The following is a 19673-nucleotide window of genomic DNA, read 5'->3' on the forward strand; positions in this document are numbered from 1 at the left end:
CGGTGCCCGTAGCCGCTTTCAGGCCGGTGCCAAGGCTGTGGCCAAGGGATGGCTTACGGGCGACGAATAGCGACTGATGGCGGAGAAGCCCCTGTCGCCAGGTCAGAGCGGACCGGCAGCCCCTCGGATGGCGTCGGGGGCACGACCCGGCCTCCAGTGGCGGCGGGGAAGGCGGAAGCCGGGATATCGCGCAGTGCCGACACGACATCCGGCCCGGCGCCGTGCTCGATGTCCGCCCCTGGTGTGAGAGCGGGCCGAGATGGAACGCGAGCGACGCGGTGGATCTTCCACCGCGTCCGCTGCACTGATTCGGTAACCGGAAGGATCCGTTCGACAAGGCGCAGGAGGTTCTACTCGATCGTGAGATTCCATCGCCATCAGAGGCTCTCCCACCACTCCTGAAGCCGGGCCGGCTCGCCGAACCCGTTGACGAAAAGACGCCACCGACGTTAGACGTCGGTATCACCGCGGAGTCAGGAGCCGATGGCGGAGGCCCAGGAGGCGTGCAGGTCGGCGTAGACGCCGTCCTCCCCGACCAGCTCGGCGTGCGGGCCGCGCTGGACGATCCGGCCGTGCTGGAACACCAGGACCTCGTCGGCCGCCTCGGCGGTGGACAGCCGGTGGGCGATCGACACGGCGGTCCTGCCCCGGGTGACGCCGTCGAGCGCCCGCGCGAGCCGTACCTCGGTGGCGGGGTCCACCGCCGAGGTCGCCTCGTCGAGCAGCAGCAGGTCGGGGTCGGCGAGGTAGGCGCGGGCGAGCGCGACGAGCTGCCGCTCCCCCGCCGACAGCGACTCGCCGCGCTGACCGACCGGGGTGTCCAGACCGGCGGGGAGGCCGTCGAGCCAGTCGGCGAGCCCGAGCTCGGTCAGGGCGATCCTGATCTCCTCGTCCGAGGCCGACGGCCGGCCGAACCTGATGTTGTCCGCCAGCGAAGCGTCGAACAGGAACCCGTCCTGCGGCACCATCACGATCCGCTCCCGCAGCGAGGAGAAGCTCACCTCGCGCAGGTCGACGCCGTCGACCAGGATCCGGCCCGAGGTGGGGTCCATGAGCCGGGTGAGCAGCTTGGCGAACGTCGTCTTGCCCGATCCCGTCTCCCCGACGACCGCCATCCGCGTGCCCGGTGTGATCTCCACGGAGACGTCGTGCAGCACCGGCGGGCCGCCGGGGTAGGCGAAGCCGACGCGCTCGAAGGCGACCGAGATCGGGCCGCGCGGCAGCGTCACGCCGTCGGCGGGGTCGGCCACGTCGGCCGGGGTGTCGAGCACGCCGAGGACGCGCCGCCATCCCGCGATCGCGTTCTGCGCCTCGTTGAGCACCTCGGTCGCCGTCTGCAGCGGGCTGATGAACAGCGTGATCAGGAACAGGAACGCGATGAGCCGCCCCTGCGTGATCGACCCGGCCACTCCCAGGTGGACGCCCAGGACGATGACGCCGGCGACCGCGACGGCCGCGACCATCTCGGTGGTCGGGAACGTGAAACCGATGATCATCTGAGCCCGGGTCTGCGCCCTGCGCTGGCCGATCACGGCCCGGTCGATCCGCTCGGCCGTACGGTCCTCCGAGCCGTACGCCCGGATGACGGCGCTGCCGACGACCGACTCGCTGACGGCGGCCAGGACGTCGCCGGCCCGCTCCCGCACCCTCGTGTACGCCCGGGAGACCATGCGCTGGAACCGGGGCAACACGATCATCACCGGCAGGAAGCACACCCACACCAGCAGCGTGAGCCGCCAAGAGAAGACGGCCATCAGCGCGGTCGCGACGACGAGCTGCCCGACCGCGATGATGATAGTCAGACCGCCCCACTGCATGAACGCGCTGATCTGGTCCACGTCCCCGGTAACCCGTGACACCAGTGCGCCGCGCCGTTCGCTGTTCTGGGTCAGTACGGAAAGGTCGTGCACGTGGCGGAATCCCTTGCCGCGCAGCGTGGCCAGCCCCGACTCGGTGGACCGGTAGAGCCTGACGTTCATCAGGTAGCCGCACAGGGCGGTCAGCAGCACGGCCACCGCGCACAGGAGGACGGCGTTCCTGATGAACGGCACGTCCGGCGTGCCGCCGTCCAGCCCCCGGTCGATCACCTGCTGGACCGCGATCGGCACGATGATCTTCCCGAGCGTGGCCAGCACGGCCAGCGCGAGGGTCCCGGCCAGCCCGTGCCGGAACTCGGGCGAAAGGCGCAGGCCGTGCCGGACGGTCTCCATGGCCGAACGCTCGGCCTCCCGCAGGGTCTCCTCGGCCCGCGCCTCGTCCGTCACGCCGTCGCCGGCCCTTTCGTCCACGGCGGTCACGCCACGACCTCCTCGTCGCTGTCGAAGGACTCGTCGACGACCTCGTCGAGCGCGTCGGCCCGTTCGGCCTCCTCGCGCTCGTAGGCGGTCACCAGCGCGCGGTAGCCCTCGCACCGCGCCAGCAGTTCGTCGTGCGGGCCGTGATCGACCACCGTGCCCTGCTCCAGGTAGACGACCTCGTCGGCCAGCGCGATCGTCGCCATCCGGTAGGCGACCACGACCACGGTCGACTCGGCGGACTCCTCCCGCAGCCCGTGCAGGATCCGCTTCTCCACCTGCGGGTCCACGCTGGAGGTGGCGTCGTCCAGGATGAGCAGCCGGGGCTCACGTACGAGCGCGCGGGCCAGCGCGAGACGCTGCCGCTGGCCGCCGGAGAGCGACGCGCCGCGCTCGCCGACGCGGGTGTCCAGCCCGGACCGCAGCGCGCTCACGAACCCCTCGGCCTGCGCCAGCCGCAGCGCCGCCCAGATCTTCTCGTCCGGCACGTCGAGGCCGAGCGTGACGTTGCCGCGCACGGTGTCGTCGAACAGGAACGTCTGCTGGAGGACCAGCGCCACCGCGCCGCTCACCCCGCCCTTGGCCACGTCGCGCAGGTCGGTCCCGTCGATCCTGACGACCCCGACGTCGGGGTCGATCAGACGGGCGAGAAGCTGCGTGAGCGTGGACTTGCCCGATCCGGTCGGGCCGACGACGGCGACCGTCCGGCCCGGTTCGACCCGGAAGGAGACGTCCCGCAGCACGGGCGCGCCGGGGTCGTAGCCGTACCGCACGTTCTCGGCCGTCACCCGTGCGGGGCCCGCGCCGTCGAGCGAGGCCGTGCCGTACGCCATGGAGCCGGTGGCGTCGAGCACGTCGCGCACCCGGCTCCAGCCGACGACGCTGCGCGGCAGCTCGGCCAGCACCCAGCCGAGCGCGCGGATCGGCCAGGCGAGCAGCGTGAAGAGGTAGGACACCTGGACCAGGTCGCCGGTCGCGAGGCTGCCCGACTCCAGGCGGGCCGCGCCGACGAGCAGCACGGCGAGCACGCCGAGCGTGGGCAGCGCCTCCAGCAGCGGGTCGAACAGTCCGCGCACCCGCCCCACGGCGATGTTGGCGTCGCGCAGCTCGTCGGCCCGCGCCTGGAAGCGCGCGGCCTCGGCGTCCTCCCGGCCGAGCGTCTTGACCACCAGCGCCCCGTCGAAGCTCTCGTGCGCGACCTCGCTCACCTCGGCCCTGAGCCGCTGCGCCCGCATCGCCAGCGGGGACAGCCTGCGCTGGTAGACCAGGTTGAGCAGGGCGATGGCCGGGAAGATCAGGAAACCGACGAGCGCGAGGACCGGGTCGACGAGCACGATCGCCACGGCGGCGGTCACGAGCATCACGATCACGCCGACGGCCATGGGCAGCGGGGCCAGCGGGCCCCAGGCCGCCTCGACGTCGGAGTTGGCGTTGGACAGGAGCTGCCCGGTGGGGTGCCGGTGGTGCCAGGCCAGCGGCAGCCGCAGGTACTGCCGGGTCACCTCGCGCCTGGACCGGGCCTGCATGCGGTACTGCATGACCCCGGCGAGGATGCGCCGTCCCATGACCCCGGCCGCCTTGAGCACGGCCACGCCGACGATGAACAGCGCGGCGAGAAGCAGCGCTCCCGTGGCCGCCTCTCCGCCGTCGCGGAACGCGGGCAGGACGGCGTGGTCGGTCGCCCAGCCCAGCGCCCACGAGGAGGCCACGGTCATCCCGCCGTAGAGCGCGCTGGCGAGGACCGCGGCGGTGAACACTCCCGGCTCCGCCCTGACGGCCACCCCGATCACCCGAAAACCCTGGAGCATGACAGAACGGGCCGGTGCTTTCGATTCTTCGGACTTTTCAGACTCTCTGGACTCTTCGGACTCCTTGGACTCCGTGGACTCCTTGGACACTCGGGGCGTTTCCTCTCAATCAGGGGAAAGGGCCGGGCGCTCCCGCATACGGCGGGAGGACATCGCACCCGCGGGTCGCGGTGCGCGGATCGGCCTCCGGCCGCGGACGGGCGCCGAGCCCTCGGTCCTAGACTCTCCCAATCGCCGCGATCAGCCGGTTATTCCGGCGGTTAGGCTGACCGTGTGAAACATGCCCGACAGGAGCGCGCAGCGCTCTGCGATCTGCTGGACCGGCTCGGCCCCGGCGCCCCCACGCTCTGCGAGGGCTGGGCCACCGAGGACCTCGCCGCCCACCTCGTGCTCCGCGAGCGGCGTCTCGACGCCGCCCCGGGCATCGCGATCCCGTTCCTGTCCGGTCACACCCGTGCGGTGCAGGAGCGGATCAAGACCCGCCACCCCTACCCCGAGCTCGTCGATCTGGTGCGGCAGGGCCCGCCGGCGTGGTCGCCGTACGGGCTCCCCGGCCTCGACGAGCTGGTCGGCACGGTGGAACTGTTCATCCATCATGAGGACGTCCGCCGGGCGCAGGCGGGATGGGCGCCGCGCACACTCCCCGCCGGTCTGCAGGACGTGCTGTGGCGGCGGCTGCGCACCATGGCCCGCCTGCTGCTGCGCCGGTCCCCCGTCGGCGTCGTGCTGCGCCGTACGAGCGGGGAGAAGACCGCGGGCAGGCGTGCTTCGCCCGTGGTGATCGTCAGCGGCGAGCCGGCCGAACTCACGCTGTTCGCCTTCGGACGCGGGGAACAGGCGATGGTCGACTACTCCGGCGAGCCCTCGGCCGTCGACCGTCTGCGGCAGACCCGATTCGGGCTGTAACGGCTCACCCGACACAAACGCCCGGGTGGACGATTCAGCCACATCCTCTCGGCTCCATGGGGCAGCATGTGGTCAACGCATCACGGTTGGAGCCCCGAATGAACGTCAAAAAAGTGCTGACCTATGTGGCCGTCGCCTTTGTGATCTTCTATCTGTTCACCCAACCGGCCAATGCCGCCGCCGCCGTGAAGGGCGTGTTCGGCGGCATCACCACGGGAGCCGAACGCCTCGGGGCGTTCTTCACATCCCTTGTCTCCGGTTGAGGGGCGGTAGAGCCTCGTGTCCTTGCGGCTAGTTATGATCATTTCAGTCACCGGGTACAAACAGCCGGGAAACTGACTGCAGGAGGCTCCCCAATGCAGGTCAAGAAGGTTCTTACGTACGCGGCCATCGCGTTCGTGGTCTTCTACCTCTACAACCAGCCGCACGCGGCCGCGGCCGCCGTGAAGGGCGTCTTCGAGACCGTCAACACCGGTGCGTCGCGATTGGCGACGTTCTTCACCTCGGTGTTGGGATGATGCCGCCCGGCCCGCCGTTTTGACCCGGGGCGGACGCGGTGCTCGGCGCGCCCGTAATCGATGAAGACGCCGATCATCGCCCGCCATATCGCCTCCGCGACATCGGGGGATGCTCGCCACCGGCGGCCCGCTCACGCGCGGCCGCCACCACGCACTCGACCCGGTCGGGTGCCCGGACGGTCTGATCGTCCCCTCGGAACGGCCGCCCGGACCCGATGAGACGCCGGCGGAGTCCCCGCCGGCACCGAGATCGGCCGAGCCATCCCTCCACTCCCCCACCCGTGATCTTGCGATTTCTCGCAGGATGGCCTTCTGACCTGCACGAATCGATTCCGTGATCTTGCAGATACTCGCAGCCATGGCGTCCGACCTGCCGATATGCGTTAGCCGATCTTGCACTCGATCGGAAAGTGCAAGATCGGCTAAGGCGTTTTCACCGCTCGGCGGGCAGACCTGCAAGAAACTGCGAGATCACAAACGCGAAGTGCCTGCTCTCAGTACCCGCGTGCGAGTTTTCGCAAGATCACGGGGTGGGGTCAGCGGACGGGGTGACCGGCAGCGCGCAGCGCGTCCTTGACCTCTTGGATCTTGAGCTGGCCGAAATGGAACACCGAGGCGGCCAGCACCGCGTCGGCGCCGGCCTCGATGGCGGGCGGGAAGTCCGCCAGGCCGCCGGCGCCGCCCGAGGCGATCACCGGGACGGAGACCGCGGCGCGCACGGCCCGGATCATCTCCAGGTCGTACCCCGACTTCGTGCCGTCACCGTCCATCGAGTTGAGCAGGATCTCCCCCACGCCGAGCTCCTCGGCCCGCGCGGCCCACTCGACCGCGTCGATGCCCGTGCCCCGGCGGCCCCCGTGGGTCGTCACCTCGAAGCCGGACGGGGTGGGCGGCCCGTCGACGACCCTGCGGGCGTCCACGGACAGCACGACGCACTGGGCGCCGAACCGGCGGGACGCCTCGGTCAGCAGCTCGGGCCGGGCGATGGCGGCGGTGTTGATCCCGACCTTGTCCGCTCCGGCGCGCAGCAGCCGGTCCACGTCCTCGACCGAGCGCACGCCGCCGCCGACCGTCAGCGGGATGAAGACCTGCTCGGCCGTACGGCGTACCGCCTCCAGCGTGGTCTCCCGCTCGCCCGACGACGCGGTGATGTCCAGGAACGTCAGCTCGTCGGCCCCCTCGGCGTCGTAGCGCCGGGCCAGCTCGACCGGGTCGCCCGCGTCGCGGAGGTTCTCGAAGTTGACCCCCTTGACGACCCGGCCGCCGTCGACGTCGAGGCAGGGAATGACCCGTACCGCGACGGTCATCGCGTCTCCTCCCCCCGGTCGACCCGGTATGCCTCGACCTCGACCTCGACCAGCATCCGGGGGTCGACGAGCCCGGCGACCTGGACGCTCGTGCAGACGGGCCGCACCGAGCCGAACACCTGGCCATGTGCCCGTCCGACCGCGTCGAAGTCGGCGGCCTTGACCACGAAGAGCCGGGTGCGGACGACGTCCTCGACCGAGACGCCCGCCTTCTCGACCGCGTCCAGAGCGATGGAGATGGCGGTGAGCGTCTGGTTGAAGGCGTCGCCCACGTGCTGGACCTCGCCGCCTACCGTGGCGGTGCATCCGGACACCAGCACGTGCGGACCCGCGACGACCGCGCGGGCGTAGCCGTACCGGTCCTCCCAGGGACCGCCCGAGAAGATGCGGCCGTGCGCGTCGGTGTCGCCGGTCATGACGCGCTCACCGCCGCCAGCGCCTCTTCCAGCGTGAACTCCTGGGCGTACAGCGCCTTGCCGACGATCGCGCCCTCGACGCCGTCCGGCACGAGCGAAGCCAGCGTGCGCAGGTCGTCCAGCGACGACACACCGCCGCTCGCGATCACCGGCCGGTCGGTCCTGGCGCAGACCTGCCGCAGCAGGTCGACATTGGGGCCGCGCAGCGTGCCGTCCTTGGTGACGTCGGTGACCACGTAGCGGGGGCAGCCGTCGGACTCCAGCCGGTCGAGCACCTCCCACAGGTCACCGCCCTCCTTCGTCCAGCCGCGGGCGGCCAGTGTGGTCCCCCGGACGTCCAGCCCCACCGCGACGCGGTCGCCGTACTCCGCGATGATCTTCGAGCACCAGGCCGGCTCCTCCAGCGCGGCCGTGCCGATGTTGACCCGGCGGCAGCCGGTGGCCAGCGCGGCGGTCAGCGACTCGTCGTCGCGGATGCCGCCGGACAGCTCGACGTTCACGTCCAGCCGTCCGATCACCGAGGCGAGCAGCTCACGGTTGTCGCCCCGGCCGAACGCCGCGTCGAGGTCGACCAGATGGATCCACTCCGCGCCGGCCTCCTGCCAGGCGAGCGCGGCGGCCAGCGGATCCCCGTATGAGGTCTCCGTCCCCGCCTCCCCCTGCACCAAGCGGACGGCCTGGCCGTCCGCGACGTCCACGGCTGGGAGCAATACGAGCGACATTGGAACACGACCTCCGGTCAGGAACGATGGTGACGAGCACCGGGTTCGGCGGGACCCACGATTAGGACGGGTCCCACTCAGGACAGGTTCACAGCGTTCTCACAGCCTGTCCAGCCAGTTCGACAGCAGTACGGCTCCCGCCTCGCCGGACTTCTCCGGATGGAACTGGGTGGCCATGAGCGGCCCGTTCTCCACGGCGGCCACGAACGGCGCGCCGTGCTCGGACCAGGCGACCAGGGGCTCGGCGAAGCCCGGGCCGGCCTCCAGCCGCCACTCCCGCACCCCGTAGGAGTGCACGAAGTAGAAGCGGGTGCCGGCGTCCAGGCCCCGGAACAGGACGCCGCCGGTGGGCGCGGCGACCGTGTTCCAGCCCATGTGGGGCAGCACCGGGGCGTCGAGGCGCTCCACCACCCCGGGCCACTCGCCGCAGCCGGGGGTGTGGACGCCGTGCTCGACGCCCTTCTCGAACAGGATCTGCATGCCGACGCAGATGCCGAGCACGGGCCTGCCGCCGGCCAGGCGGCGGCCGATGATCTGCTCGCCGCGCACCCGCCGGAGCCCCTCCATGCACGCCGAGAACGCGCCGACCCCCGGGACCACCAGGCCGTCGGCCTCGAGCGCGGCGTCGAAGTCGGCCGTCACCGTCACCTCGGCGCCGGCCCTGGCCAGCGCCCGCTCAGCGGAGCGGAGGTTGCCCGAGCCGTAGTCGAGGACGACCACGCGGTTCCTCACTCCCACCACAGCACCCCCGCGGTGATCGCCAGCACGGCTCCGACGCCGGCCAGCACGGCCAGCGGCTTGATCCCCTGCCGCACCCCGGAGATGACCCCGCCGATCAGGAAGAGACCGACGAAGATCATCCCCACCGAGGCGAGGGTCATCAGAGCACGCCCTTGGTGCTGGGCACGCCGCTCGCCCGCGGGTCCCGCTCGGAGGCCTCGCGCAGGGCCCGGGCGAGGGCCTTGAACTGCGCCTCCACGATGTGGTGCGCGTTGCGCCCGTACGGCACGTGCACGTGCAGGCACACGGCCGCCTGGGCCACGAACGACTCCAGGATGTGCCGCGTCATCGTCGTGTCGTACTCCGGCCCGATCATGGGGGCCATGCCCGCCGGCTCGGTGTGCACCAGGTACGGCCGGCCGGACAGGTCCACAGTGACCTGGGCGAGCGTCTCGTCCAGCGGGCAGAACGCGGTGCCGAACCGCCGGATGCCCGACTTGTCGCCCAGGGCCTCGCGGAACGCGGCGCCCAGCGCGAGAGAGGTGTCCTCGATCGTGTGGTGCGAGTCGATGTGGAGGTCGCCCTCGGTCTTCACGGTCAGGTCGAACAGCCCGTGCTTGCCGAGCTGGGCCAGCATGTGGTCGAAGAACCCCACGCCGGTCGAGACGTCGACGACGCCGGTGCCGTCGAGGCCGACCTCGACCAGCACGGACGTCTCCTTCGTGCTGCGCTCGACCCGGCCACGACGCTCGTTACTCATTGGAGGACCCCTTCCACAGCGGCACGGAAGGCCGCCATCTCTTCCCGGGTGCCGATCGACACCCTGAGCCAGCCGTCCGGGCCGGTCTCCCTGATCAGCACTCCGCGTTCCAGCAGCCCCTCCCAGACGGCGTGCCGGTCGGGGAACCGCCCGAACAGCACGAAGTTCGCGTCCGAGTCGGCGACCGTCAGGCCGAGCCCGCGCAGCCAGTCCACCGTGGCGTCGCGCTCGGCGCGCAGCGCGTCGACCGTGCCGAGCAGCTCGGCGCGGTGCGCGAGCGCGACCCGCGCGGCCGCCTGGGTCAGGGTCGACAGATGATACGGCAGGCGGACCAGCAGCAGCCCGTCGATGACGGCGGGGTCGGCGGCCAGGTACCCGAGCCGGGTGCCGGCCATGGCGAACGCCTTCGACATGGTCCGCGTCACGATCAGCCGGGGGTGGCCGGACAGCAGGGCCAGCGCCGACGGCGTGCCCTCCCTGGCGAACTCGGCGTAGGCCTCGTCGACCACCACCATGCCCGGCGCCGCACGCAGGACGTGCTCGATCACGTCGAGCGGCAGCGCCGTACCGGTCGGGTTGTTCGGGGAGGTCAGGAAGACCACGTCGGGGCGGTGGCGGCGGATGTCGGCGACGGCGGCCTCGGGGTCGATCGCGAAGCCCTCGTCGCGGGCGGCCTCGATCCAGCGGGTGCCGGTGGCGCCCGAGATGATCGGATGCATCGAGTAGGACGGCTCGAAGCCGATGGCCGAACGCCCCGGACCGCCGAACGCCTGCAGGATCTGCTGGATGATCTCGTTCGACCCGTTGGCCGCCCACACCTGCCGGGCCGTCAGACCGTGGCCCAGGTAGTCGGCGAGGTCCTTGCGCAGCTCGACCGCGTCCCGGTCGGGATAGCGGTTGAGCGTGGCGGCGCCGTGCCGTACGGCCCGGGCGAGGTCGTCGATCAGCGCCGCCGACGGCGGGTAGGGGTTCTCGTTGGTGTTGAGCTGGACGGGCACGTCGAGCTGCGGCGCGCCGTACGGCTGCTTGCCGCGCAGGTCGTCGCGGAGCGGCAGATCGTCAAGGGTCATGAGGGAATGTTCCAGTCGAACCGGGCGCGGATGGCGGCGCCGTGTGCGGGCAGGTCCTCGGCGTCGGCGAGCGCGCAGACGTACGGCGCGGCCTCGGCGAGCGCTTCGCGGGTGTAGTCGACGACATGGATGCCGCGCAGGAACGTCTGCACCGACAGCCCCGAGGAGTGGCAGGCGCAGCCTCCGGTCGGCAGCACGTGGTTGGACCCGGCCATGTAGTCGCCCAGGGAGACCGGGGCGTACGGCCCGACGAAGATCGCCCCGGCGTTGCGCACCCGCGCGGCGACCGCCGCGGCGTCGGCCGTCTGGATCTCCAGGTGCTCGGCGGCGTAGGCGTCGACGACCTTCAGCCCGTCCTCGATGTCCGACACCAGCACGATGCCGGACTGCCGGCCGGCCAGCGCCTGCGTGATCCGCTCGCTGTGGCGGGTCGCGGCGACCTGGCCGGGCAGTTCCTTCTCCACCGCGTCGGCCAGCGCCGGGCTGGTGGTGACCAGCACGGAGGCGGCGATGACGTCGTGCTCGGCCTGGCTGATCAGGTCGGCCGCGACGTGCACGGGGTCGGCGGTCTCGTCGGCGAGGATCGCGATCTCGGTGGGCCCGGCCTCGGAGTCGATGCCGATGCGGCCCTTGAGCAGCCGCTTGGCCGCGGCCACCCAGATGTTGCCCGGCCCGGTCACCATGTCGGCACGCGGACACTCCTCGGTGCCGTACGCGAACATCGCCACGGCCTGCGCGCCGCCCACGGCGTACACCTCGTCGACCCCGAGCAGCGCGCACGCGGCGAGGATCGCGGGGTGCGGCAGGCCGCCGAAGTCCGCCTGGGCCGGGGAGGTGACGGCGAGCGAGGGCACCCCCGCCTCCTGGGCTGGGACCACGTTCATGACCACGCTGGAGGGGTAGACGGCCCGGCCGCCCGGCACGTACAGCCCGACCCGGCCGACCGGGACCCACCGCTCGGTGACCGTGCCGCCGGGCACGACGTTCGTGGTGGTGTCGGTGCGGCGCTGGTCGCGGTGGACCAGGCGGGCCCGCCTGATCGACTCCTGGAGCGCGGCGCGCACCTTCGGATCAAGGTCGGCCAGCGCGCGCTCGATCTCGGCGACCGGCACGCGGGCCCTGTCCAGCTCGACGCCGTCGAACTTCGCGGTCAGCTCCCGTACGGCCGCCGCACCGCGATGGCGCACCTCCTCGCAGATGGGCCGCACCTTCTCCAGGGCGGCCTCGACGTCGAGCTCGGCGCGGGGCAGCACGGCGCGCAGGTCTCCCGGCAGGGAGCCGCGCAGGTCGATACGGGAAATCACCGTAACAGTCTACGGAGAACCGGCAACCGCTCCGGCTCTCCGTCCACCATCCGGGCACCGTCTCGCCCCGCGAATGACCACCGCTTGGCAGGGGCGGCTCCCGGGCGGCGGGGCGCCAAAAGCCGGCCTCGCGGTGGATGAGCAGCCCATCGTCCTGAAGCACCATGAATGCATGCGACATGCATGCTAAAATGCAGGCATGGGTACTATTCAGATTCGCGATGTCCCCGACACGACCGAGCGGACGCTCAAAGCACGGGCGGAGCGCGAAGGCAAGTCGCTGGCCGCCTACGTGCGGGACCTGCTGAACGAGGAGGCGGCCACACCGACCCTGGACGAGGTGATGACCAAGATCGCCGCTGACGAGCCGGTGCCGTACGATCCCGACTTCGTACGCGAGGCGATGCGCGAGGGCCGTCGGTGACCGTGGTCGTCGACGCCTCGATCGTTTTCCGCCTGTTGGCCAACGTGAAGGGCGACGATCTTCTTCGGCGGCGGTTGGCCCGGAAGCTGCACGCACCGGCGCTGATCGATGTCGAGATCGCTTCGGTGGTGCGTGGGCATGTGATCACCAGCAAGCCGGAGGTGCGCATCTCGGAGGCACGGGCCAGAACCATGCTGGAACGCTATGCACAGCTCAAGATCGTCCGGCATTCCATGTTGCCGCTACAGCCGCGAGTGCTGGAGCTTCGGAACAATCTCACCGCCTATGACGGCATGTACGTCGCCCTCGCGGAGCTGCTGGGGGTACCGCTCTTGACCGACGACGCGAAGTTCGCCGGTTCGACCGGGCACCGCGCGGAGATCCACCGTTATCCGCCGCCATGGCAGGCCGATCAGTCACCCGAAGGCGTTTAGGCGGTCGACATCGCACCATCGAAAGCTCCGGCGGCAGGACGGGCGGTGATGGTCTGTGCCCCAGGGCGCGTCTGGTCCCGCTGGTATCGAGAGACCATTCCGTTGGCCGAGCGACGCTACGCCGCATACCGCGCCGAGAAAGAACTGGAGAGCTACCGATGAGTCCTGCACGAAACTGGCGGGAGGTCAAGGCTGAGGCCCACCGGCTGCACCCGGAGATGACGGACCCCGCACGGCGGGCCGCCGCCGATGCGCGTTTGAACGCTCGGGTCACTCATCATCGCCTGAAGGAACTGCGCCAGAGGCTGGGCAAGACCCAGGGCGAGATCGCCGCCGTGCTGGGGGTGTCCCAGTCGAGGATCTCCCAGATCGAAAATGGCGAGGTGCATGCCATGGAGCTGGAGACTTTGCGGTCATACGTCGCCGCTCTGGGCGGTCATCTGGATGTGACCGCCGGTGTCGGTGCATGCACGATCAAGGTCGCCTGAGCCTTTGGCCGGTGTGGCCGCCCACACCGGACGAGGTTTGATCACCTGCGACGAGCCGGTGGCGTACGATCCCGGCCTCGTACGCCAGACATGATGCTCGACAGGCCGCCGGTGACGACATCCCGGCGGTCCTCGAGGGCTACTCGATGGTGTAGGCGAGGTTGGGGCGCAGCCAGTGCTCGATCTCGCTCAGGGCGAGGCCGCGCCGTACGGCGTAGTCCTCGGCCTGGTCCCGGTTGATCCGTCCCACTGTGAAGTAGCGCGAGGAGGGGTGGGCGAAGATCAGCCCGCTGACGGCGGACCCCGGGGTCATGGCGCAGGACTCGGTGAGGCCCATGCCGACCTGCCCGGCGTCGAGCAGTTCGAACAGGATCCGCTTCTCGCTGTGGTCGGGGCAGGCGGGGTAGCCGAGGGCCGGGCGGATGCCGCGGAAGCGCTCGGCGTGCAGGTCCTCGATGCGCGGGTCGGCGTCGGGCTCGAACCAGGCGCGCCGCGCCTGCAGGTGGATGTGTTCGGCGAACGCCTCGGCGAGCCGGTCGGCCAGGGCCTTCACCATGATCGCCCGATAGTCGTCGTGCTCGGCCTCGAACTCGGCGGCGAGCTCGTCGGCTCCGTGTACGGCGACGGCGAACCCGCCGATGTGGTCCCCGGAGGGAGCCAGGTAGTCCGCGAGGCATCGGTTGGGCCGGCCTTCGGGCTTGACGGTCTGCTGGCGCAGCATCGGCAGGCGTACGACGCCGTCCCCGCCCGCTGCGGCGGTCTCGAGCACGATGTCGTCGCCCTCGGAGTGGGCGGGCCAGAAGCCGAAGGCGCCGTGTGCCCGCAGCCGCTCCCCCGCGATGATCTGGTCGAGCAGGGCGAGCGCCTCGTCGTAGAGTTCGCGGGCCACCGGCTGGTCGAGGATCGCGGGGAACTTGCCCTTCAGGTCCCAGGCGAGGAACAGGAACTGCCAGTCGATCATCGCGCGCAGCTCCGTCAGGTCCGGCCGGACGACGCGGACGCCGGTGAAGTCCGGGACGGGCAGGTCGGCGAAGTCGACCCGCTCGCGGTTGGCTCGGGCCTGGGCGAGGGAGAGCAGCGGGGTCTGCCGCCGGTTCTCGTGCTGCTCGCGCAGCCGCTCCTGCTCGGCCAGGTTGCGCGTGACCAGTTCGTCGGCGCGCTCCGGATCGAGCAGGTCGGACACGACGCCCACCACGCGGGAGGCGTCGAGCACGTGGACGGTGGGGCCGTCGTAGGCGGGGGCGATGCGGACGGCGGTGTGCTGGCGCGAGGTGGTGGCGCCGCCGATCAGCAGCGGCAGCTTCAGCCCGCGGCGGCGCATCTCCCCGGCGACGTTGACCATCTCGTCGAGCGACGGGGTGATCAGGCCGGACAGGCCCACGGCGTCGGCGCCCTCGGCCACGGCGGTGTCGAGGATGACGCTCGCCGGGACCATGACGCCGAGGTCGACGACCTCGTAGTTGTTGCAGCCGAGGACGACGCCCACGATGTTCTTGCCGATGTCGTGCACGTCGCCCTTGACGGTGGCGAGCACGATCTTTCCGTTGCCCCTGACGACGTCGGCCGACTCCAGCTGGGCCTGCTCCTTCTCGGCCTCCATGTACGGCTCCAGATAGGCGACCGAGCGCTTCATCACCCGCGCGCTCTTGACCACCTGCGGCAGGAACATCTTGCCGGAGCCGAACAGGTCGCCCACGATCTTCATGCCGTCCATGAGCGGCCCCTCGATCACGTCGAGCGGGCGGGCCGCCCCCTGCCGGGCCTCCTCCGTGTCGGCCTCGATGAAGTCCACGATGCCGTGCACGAGCGCGTGCGCCAGGCGCTTCTCGACGGGCGCGTCGCGCCAGGCCAGGTCGACCGTACGGCGGGCCGCCGTGCCGCTGACCGTCTCGGCGAAGGCGACGAGCCGGTCGGTGGCGTCGGGCCGCCGGTCGAAGAGCACGTCCTCGACGAGCTCCAGCAGGTCCTCGGGGATGTCCTGGTAGACGGCGAGCTGCCCGGCGTTGACGATGCCCATGTCCAGGCCGGCCCGTACGGCGTGGAAGAGGAACGCCGAGTGCATCGCCTCCCGCACGGTGTCGTTGCCGCGGAAGGAGAACGACAGGTTGGAGATGCCGCCGCTGGTCCGCACCCCGGGGCAGCGCTCCTTGATGAGCGGCAGGGCGTCGATGAACGCCTTGGCGTAGCCGTTGTGCTCGGCGATGCCGGTGGCGACGGCGAGCACGTTCGGGTCGAACACGATGTCCTCGGCGGGGAATCCCGCCTGCTGCGTGAGCAGGTCGTAGGCGCGGGCGCAGATCTCCACCTTGCGCTCGACGGTGTCGGCCTGGCCGCGCTCGTCGAAGGCCATGACGACCACGCCGGCGCCGTAGTCGCGGATCAGCCGCGCCTGCTCCAGGAACGGGCCCTCGCCCTCCTTGAGGCTGATCGAGTTGACGATGCCCTTGCCCTGCACGCACTTGAGCCCGGCCTCGAGCACGCTCCACCGCGAGCTGTCGATCATGATCGGCACACGGGCGACCTCGGGCTCGGTGGCGATCAGGTTCAGGAACGTGGTCATCGCCAGCTCGCCGTCGAGCAGGTCGGCGTCCATGTTGACGTCGAGCACGTTGGCCCCGCCGCGCACCTGGTCCAGCGCGACGTCGACGGCCGCCTGGTAGTCGTCGGCCTCGATGAGGCGGCGGAAACGCTTCGACCCGGTGACGTTGGTGCGCTCTCCGATCATCACGAAGCCGGTGTCGTCGCCGATCTCGAACGGCTCCAGCCCGCTGAAGCGGGGGCGTGCCGGCGGCGTGGGAACCGCACGCGGCGACAGGCCGGACACCGCGCCGGCGATCCGCCCAATGTGCTCCGGGGTCGTGCCGCAGCATCCGCCCACGACGTTGACCATGCCCGACTCGGCGAACTCGCGGAGCAGCCGGGCGGTCTCCTGCGGAGTCTGGTCGTATCCGCCGAACGCGTTCGGCAGCCCCGCGTTGGGATGACAGGCCGTGTAGGTGCCGGCCAGCCGGGACAGCTCGGCGACATGCGGGCGCATCTCCTCCGCGCCCAGCGAGCAGTTCACGCCCACGACCAGCGGATCGGCGTGTTCGATGGAGCGCCAGAACGCCTCGACCGTCTGCCCCGACAGCGTGCGCCCGCTCAGGTCGACGATCGTGACCGAGATCCACAGCGGCAGGTCGGGGGCGACGTCGCGCGCCGCCGCGATCGCGGCCTTGGCGTTGAGCGTGTCGAAGATCGTCTCGATCAGCAGCAGGTCGACGCCGCCCTCGGCCAGCGCCCGGATCTGCTCCGCGTACGCCTCACGGACCTGGTCGAAGGTGACCGCGCGGTAGGCGGGGTCCTCCACCCGGGGAGAGAGCGAAAGCGTGACGTTGAGCGGCCCGACCGACCCGGCGACGAAACGCCCCCCGGCCTCGTCCGCCGCCTGTCGTGCCAGCCGGGCGCCCTGGATGTTCATCTCCCGCACCAGCGACTGAAGTCCGTAGTCGGCCTGGCCGATGCTCGTCGCGGTGAACGTGTTCGTCGTGGTGATGTCCGCGCCCGCCGCGAGATATCGCCGGTGGACGTCGAGGATGACGTCCGGCCGGGTCAGGTTCAGCAGGTCGGGGTCGCCGGCGACGTCACGCGGGTGGTCGCGGAGCAGTTCCCCGCGATAGTCGTCCGCGGTGAGCCCGGCGCCCTGGAGCATCGTGCCCCACGCGCCGTCGAGCACCGCGATCCGCCGATCGAACAGCTCTCGCAGTCGCAGCGTACGATCCTCGGCTCGGTCGTCGTCGTGCTTTGAACGTGTGTTCACCGGTCACCTCCCGGCTGTCGGGAGGCGCCCTTGACGATACGTCGCCCGGCCGAGCGTGGCGGGCCTCAGCCCGTTGCAGCGCCTCTCGACCGGGATCTCCACGGTACCGAAAAGCCGCCGGAAAAATCTACCGCCCCGGTGGGGAAGCCGATCACGGGAGGATCCGTGCCCTACGCTTCCAGACGTGGGCAAGACCAACAAGGGCAGGGGCGGGCAGGGGACTCCCGCGACGGTGGCGCTGGCCAAGGCCGGGGCCGACTTCACCCTCCACCCCTATGAGCACGATCCCAGCGCGCAGGCGTACGGCGAGGAGGCCGCCGACGCGCTCGGCGTGCCGTACGAGCGGATCTTCAAGACTCTGGTGGCGGAGACCGAGCGGGGGCTGGCCGTCGCCGTGGTCCCGGTCGCGGCCAAGCTGGACCTGAAGGCGTTCGCCTCCGCGCTGCACGGCAAGCGCGCGACGATGGCCGAGGCGGCCAAGGTGGAGCGGGTCACCGGATACGTCGTCGGGGGCATCAGCCCGCTCGGCCAGCGCAGGCAGCTGCCCACGGTCGTCGACGAGTCGGCGCTCGGCTTCGAGACCGTCTATTTCTCCGCCGGCCGGCGCGGCCTGCAGATCGAGACGGCTCCCGCCACCCTCGTCGAGCTCACCGGCGCCTTCGTCGCCGCGATCGCCAGGACCGACTGACGCCTCTCGCCGGACCTTCCGGCGGCCGCCGCACAGCCGAATGTCACGTCTCGGGCATTCGGCACGTCTCTATAGCGGAAGGAGACGACAAGGAGGCGGCATGCCCGTGGTGACTGAGGCGGAACCCACTCCGGTGGCGGACTTGGAGAACAGCGGAAACCTGTTATCCGGAGTCGCCTACCGCGTGCTGGGCGGGGTGGCGGACGCCGAGGCCGGAGCCAGGCGGAGCGGAGGCCACGCGTGAGCGAGCTGAAATCCGTTCCGAGGCGCGTCGCGGGGTCGGCGACCTTCCTCGACGAGCGACTGGGCGCCGGCAACATCGTCAGGCGCAACATGCGCAAGATCTTCCCCGACCACTGGTCGTTCCTCCTGGGCGAGATCGCGCTCTATTCGTTCATCATCCTGCTGCTGACCGGAACGTTCCTGACCTTCTGGTTCAAGCCGAGCATGGGTGAGATCGTCTACAACGGCCCCTACGCGCCCCTGAAGGGCGTCATGATGTCCGAGGCCTACGCGTCGACGCTGCAGATCAGCTTCGAGGTCCGCGGCGGCCTGCTCATCCGCCAGATACACCACTGGGCGGCGCTGCTGTTCATCGCCGGGATGATGGCGCACGCGCTGCGCGTGTTCTTCACCGGCGCCTACCGCAAGCCGCGCGAGCTCAACTGGCTGATCGGCATACTGATCCTCACGCTGGCGCTGGCCGAGGGCCTGACCGGCTACTCGCTCCCCGACGACCTGCTGTCCGGCGCGGGCCTGCGGGTCACCGAAGGCGTGATCATCTCGCTGCCGGTGGTGGGCACCTATATCCGGTTCTTCCTGTTCGGCGGGGAGTATCCGGGCGAGGACGTGATCTCGCGGTTCTACTCGATTCACATCCTGCTCATCCCGGGCATCATCCTGGCGCTCGTCTCGGCCCACCTGGTGCTCATGTGGGTGCAGAAGCACACCCAGATGCCCGGCACCGGCCGGACGAACCGGAACGTGGTGGGCGCCCCCTTCTACCCGACCTTCATGGCCAAGGCCGGCGCCTACTTCATGTTCACCTTCGGCGTGCTCGCCCTCCTGGGCACCTTCGCGCAGATCAACCCGGTCTGGCTGTACGGTCCCTACAGTCCAGCGGACATCTCCGCCGGCTCGCAGCCCGACTTCTACCTGGCCTTCCTCGAAGGCGCGCTGCGCATCATGCCGGCGTGGGAGATCAACCTCTTCGGCACGTCCCACGGCGGAACGCTGCCGCTCAGCGTGATCATCCCCGCGCTACTGCCGCTGGGCATCGTCACCGTGGGCATGGCGCTCTACCCCTTCGCCGAACGCTGGATAACCGGGGACGACCGCGAGCACCACATCGCGGACCGCCCGCGCAACAACCCGCACCGCACGTCGATCGGCATGGCCGTCATCGCGTTCTACGGCGTGCTCTGGCTGTTCGGCGCCAACGACATCATCTCGACCAACTTCCACATCAGCCTCTACACGACCACGTACGCGGGACGGGTGCTGGTGTTCCTCGCGCCGGCCCTGGCCTACGTGATCACCTATCGGGTCTGCCTCGGCCTCCAGCGCTCCGACGCCGCGCTGATCGCCCACGGGGTGGAATCCGGCGTGATCAAGCGGCTGCCGGACGGCCGGTACGTCGAGGTCCACTCGACGCTGGCCGAGGACGTCGAGGCGCACCTTCGCGGCAAGGAGCCGGTGCCGACGCTGTCGGCGCCTGCGGGCGACGGGGTCCCGGCGAAGGAACTGCGCGGACCCGTCGGCAGGCTGCGGGCCCGGATGTCCCGGGCGTACGGAGGCGAGAAGATCCCCCTCGGGAACGGCCACGTGCCGGGCGAGGACGGGGAGGCCGCCATCGGCGCGGAAGGCGGCACCCGTGCGGGCGGCGACACCCGCGCGCTGACCCGCTGACGATCCCGCCGCGGGTCCGGGGGCGCGCTCCGGGCCCGCGGTCTCCCTTGGGGGGAGCGGGTGGTCACCCTCGGGCCGCGCTCCTCAGCGGAGCGCGGCCCGAGTCC

General features: G+C 70.8%; 20 protein-coding genes and 1 riboswitch. Of the genes, 9 read left to right on the forward strand and 11 right to left on the reverse strand.

Translation table 11 applies throughout. The annotated features are described in order from the left end of the window. Positions 1–473: 473 nt before the first annotated feature. Positions 474–2210 (reverse strand): ABC transporter ATP-binding protein, encoded by a 1737-nt coding sequence (locus tag AP234_RS32025; RefSeq protein ID WP_083502625.1) that lies wholly within the window; start codon positions 2208–2210, stop codon positions 474–476. Positions 2211–2293: 83 nt separating this feature from the next. Next, a complete protein-coding gene (locus AP234_RS32030; protein WP_055483543.1) occupies positions 2294–4102 on the reverse strand; it encodes an ABC transporter ATP-binding protein in 1809 nt (602 codons plus the stop codon). A gap of 273 nt (positions 4103–4375) precedes the next feature. Between AP234_RS32030 and AP234_RS32035 the strand changes: the two genes are divergently transcribed. From AP234_RS32035 to AP234_RS37710, 3 genes are all read left to right on the forward strand, one after another. Further along, positions 4376–5008 (forward strand): TIGR03085 family metal-binding protein, encoded by a 633-nt coding sequence (locus AP234_RS32035; protein WP_055483504.1) that lies wholly within the window; start codon positions 4376–4378, stop codon positions 5006–5008. A 56-nt stretch (positions 5009–5064) separates the two neighbouring features. Then, a complete protein-coding gene (locus AP234_RS36845; RefSeq protein ID WP_152990737.1) occupies positions 5065–5271 on the forward strand; it encodes a hypothetical protein in 207 nt (68 codons plus the stop codon). Positions 5272–5364: 93 nt separating this feature from the next. Further along, positions 5365–5526, forward strand: a complete 162-nt coding sequence (locus tag AP234_RS37710) for a hypothetical protein (protein ID WP_162842226.1) — start codon at positions 5365–5367, stop codon at positions 5524–5526. 536 nt (positions 5527–6062) lie between these two features. Here AP234_RS37710 and hisF read toward each other — a convergent pair. The 8 genes from hisF to hisD form a co-directional block, all read right to left on the reverse strand. Continuing rightward, complete coding sequence (gene hisF, locus AP234_RS32040; RefSeq protein ID WP_055483505.1) at positions 6063–6833, reverse strand: imidazole glycerol phosphate synthase subunit HisF; 771 nt, start codon at positions 6831–6833, stop codon at positions 6063–6065. Continuing rightward, on the reverse strand, positions 6830–7249 hold the full coding sequence (locus AP234_RS32045) for a RidA family protein (RefSeq protein ID WP_055483506.1): 420 nt from the start codon (positions 7247–7249) through the stop codon (positions 6830–6832). Before AP234_RS32045 ends, hisF begins: the two co-directional genes overlap by 4 nt. After that, on the reverse strand, positions 7246–7971 hold the full coding sequence (gene priA / locus AP234_RS32050) for a bifunctional 1-(5-phosphoribosyl)-5-((5-phosphoribosylamino)methylideneamino)imidazole-4-carboxamide isomerase/phosphoribosylanthranilate isomerase PriA (RefSeq protein WP_055483507.1): 726 nt from the start codon (positions 7969–7971) through the stop codon (positions 7246–7248). The genes AP234_RS32045 and priA overlap by 4 nt, the downstream gene beginning before the upstream one ends. Before the next feature lie 99 nt (positions 7972–8070). Then, the gene (gene hisH, locus AP234_RS32055; protein ID WP_162842228.1) at positions 8071–8703 is read right to left on the reverse strand and encodes an imidazole glycerol phosphate synthase subunit HisH; all 633 of its coding nucleotides are present in this window, start codon (positions 8701–8703) and stop codon (positions 8071–8073) included. Then, entirely contained in the window at positions 8700–8852 is a 153-nt protein-coding gene (locus AP234_RS37715; protein ID WP_162842227.1) for a hypothetical protein, read from the reverse strand. Before AP234_RS37715 ends, hisH begins: the two co-directional genes overlap by 4 nt. After that, complete coding sequence (gene hisB, locus AP234_RS32060) at positions 8852–9451, reverse strand: imidazoleglycerol-phosphate dehydratase HisB (protein WP_055483509.1); 600 nt, start codon at positions 9449–9451, stop codon at positions 8852–8854. Before hisB ends, AP234_RS37715 begins: the two co-directional genes overlap by 1 nt. Beyond that, the gene (locus AP234_RS32065) at positions 9448–10521 is read right to left on the reverse strand and encodes a histidinol-phosphate transaminase (protein ID WP_055483510.1); all 1074 of its coding nucleotides are present in this window, start codon (positions 10519–10521) and stop codon (positions 9448–9450) included. The genes hisB and AP234_RS32065 overlap by 4 nt, the downstream gene beginning before the upstream one ends. Beyond that, positions 10518–11825, reverse strand: a complete 1308-nt coding sequence (gene hisD / locus AP234_RS32070; protein WP_055483511.1) for a histidinol dehydrogenase — start codon at positions 11823–11825, stop codon at positions 10518–10520. Before hisD ends, AP234_RS32065 begins: the two co-directional genes overlap by 4 nt. 199 nt (positions 11826–12024) lie before the next feature. Between hisD and AP234_RS32075 the strand changes: the two genes are divergently transcribed. The 3 genes from AP234_RS32075 (at position 12025) to AP234_RS32085 (ending at position 13171) form a co-directional block, all read left to right on the forward strand. After that, a complete protein-coding gene (locus tag AP234_RS32075) occupies positions 12025–12249 on the forward strand; it encodes a FitA-like ribbon-helix-helix domain-containing protein (RefSeq protein ID WP_055483512.1) in 225 nt (74 codons plus the stop codon). Then, complete coding sequence (locus AP234_RS32080) at positions 12246–12683, forward strand: type II toxin-antitoxin system VapC family toxin (protein WP_055483513.1); 438 nt, start codon at positions 12246–12248, stop codon at positions 12681–12683. Before AP234_RS32075 ends, AP234_RS32080 begins: the two co-directional genes overlap by 4 nt. Positions 12684–12841: 158 nt before the next feature. Then, positions 12842–13171 carry a helix-turn-helix domain-containing protein gene (locus tag AP234_RS32085; RefSeq protein ID WP_055483514.1) on the forward strand — a complete coding sequence of 110 codons (330 nt, stop codon included), beginning with the start codon at positions 12842–12844 and terminating at the stop codon, positions 13169–13171. Positions 13172–13310: 139 nt separating this feature from the next. Here the strand turns inward: AP234_RS32085 and metH are convergent, their stop codons facing one another. Continuing rightward, a complete protein-coding gene (gene metH / locus AP234_RS32090; protein WP_055483515.1) occupies positions 13311–16970 on the reverse strand; it encodes a methionine synthase in 3660 nt (1219 codons plus the stop codon). Positions 16971–16985: 15 nt separating this feature from the next. Beyond that, a riboswitch (S-adenosyl-L-homocysteine riboswitch) is annotated at positions 16986–17063 on the reverse strand. Between the two features lie 91 nt (positions 17064–17154). On the opposite strand from metH, the gene ybaK reads away from it, so the two are divergent. From ybaK to qcrB, 3 genes are all read left to right on the forward strand, one after another. After that, positions 17155–17658, forward strand: coding sequence for a Cys-tRNA(Pro) deacylase (ybaK, locus tag AP234_RS32095; protein ID WP_055483516.1), 504 nt, complete (start codon positions 17155–17157; stop codon positions 17656–17658). 100 nt (positions 17659–17758) lie between these two features. After that, positions 17759–17902: a hypothetical protein gene (locus tag AP234_RS37505; protein ID WP_160330529.1), complete on the forward strand. Its 144-nt coding sequence runs from the start codon at positions 17759–17761 to the stop codon at positions 17900–17902. Further along, a complete protein-coding gene (gene qcrB, locus AP234_RS32100; protein ID WP_055483517.1) occupies positions 17899–19566 on the forward strand; it encodes a cytochrome bc1 complex cytochrome b subunit in 1668 nt (555 codons plus the stop codon). Before AP234_RS37505 ends, qcrB begins: the two co-directional genes overlap by 4 nt. Positions 19567–19673: the final 107 nt, after the last annotated feature.

It is taken from the genome of Sphaerimonospora mesophila (assembly GCF_001417795.1).
GTDB classification, from domain to species: domain Bacteria; phylum Actinomycetota; class Actinomycetes; order Streptosporangiales; family Streptosporangiaceae; genus Sphaerimonospora; species Sphaerimonospora mesophila.

Coding starts and splice junctions, on each gene's coding strand:
- AP234_RS37505 (WP_160330529.1), top strand. CDS start 17,759: ATGCCCGTGGTGACTGAGGCGGAACCCACTCCGGTGGCGGACTTGGAG.
- AP234_RS37715 (WP_162842227.1), bottom strand. CDS start 8,852: ATGACCCTCGCCTCGGTGGGGATGATCTTCGTCGGTCTCTTCCTGATC.
- hisF (WP_055483505.1), bottom strand. CDS start 6,833: ATGACCGTCGCGGTACGGGTCATTCCCTGCCTCGACGTCGACGGCGGC.
- AP234_RS36845 (WP_152990737.1), top strand. CDS start 5,065: ATGGGGCAGCATGTGGTCAACGCATCACGGTTGGAGCCCCGAATGAAC.
- hisB (WP_055483509.1), bottom strand. CDS start 9,451: ATGAGTAACGAGCGTCGTGGCCGGGTCGAGCGCAGCACGAAGGAGACG.
- AP234_RS32065 (WP_055483510.1), bottom strand. CDS start 10,521: ATGACCCTTGACGATCTGCCGCTCCGCGACGACCTGCGCGGCAAGCAG.
- AP234_RS32030 (WP_055483543.1), bottom strand. CDS start 4,102: ATGCTCCAGGGTTTTCGGGTGATCGGGGTGGCCGTCAGGGCGGAGCCG.
- AP234_RS32075 (WP_055483512.1), top strand. CDS start 12,025: ATGGGTACTATTCAGATTCGCGATGTCCCCGACACGACCGAGCGGACG.
- AP234_RS32025 (WP_083502625.1), bottom strand. CDS start 2,210: ATGGAGACCGTCCGGCACGGCCTGCGCCTTTCGCCCGAGTTCCGGCAC.
- priA (WP_055483507.1), bottom strand. CDS start 7,971: ATGTCGCTCGTATTGCTCCCAGCCGTGGACGTCGCGGACGGCCAGGCC.
- AP234_RS32045 (WP_055483506.1), bottom strand. CDS start 7,249: ATGACCGGCGACACCGACGCGCACGGCCGCATCTTCTCGGGCGGTCCC.
- AP234_RS32085 (WP_055483514.1), top strand. CDS start 12,842: ATGAGTCCTGCACGAAACTGGCGGGAGGTCAAGGCTGAGGCCCACCGG.
- AP234_RS37710 (WP_162842226.1), top strand. CDS start 5,365: ATGCAGGTCAAGAAGGTTCTTACGTACGCGGCCATCGCGTTCGTGGTC.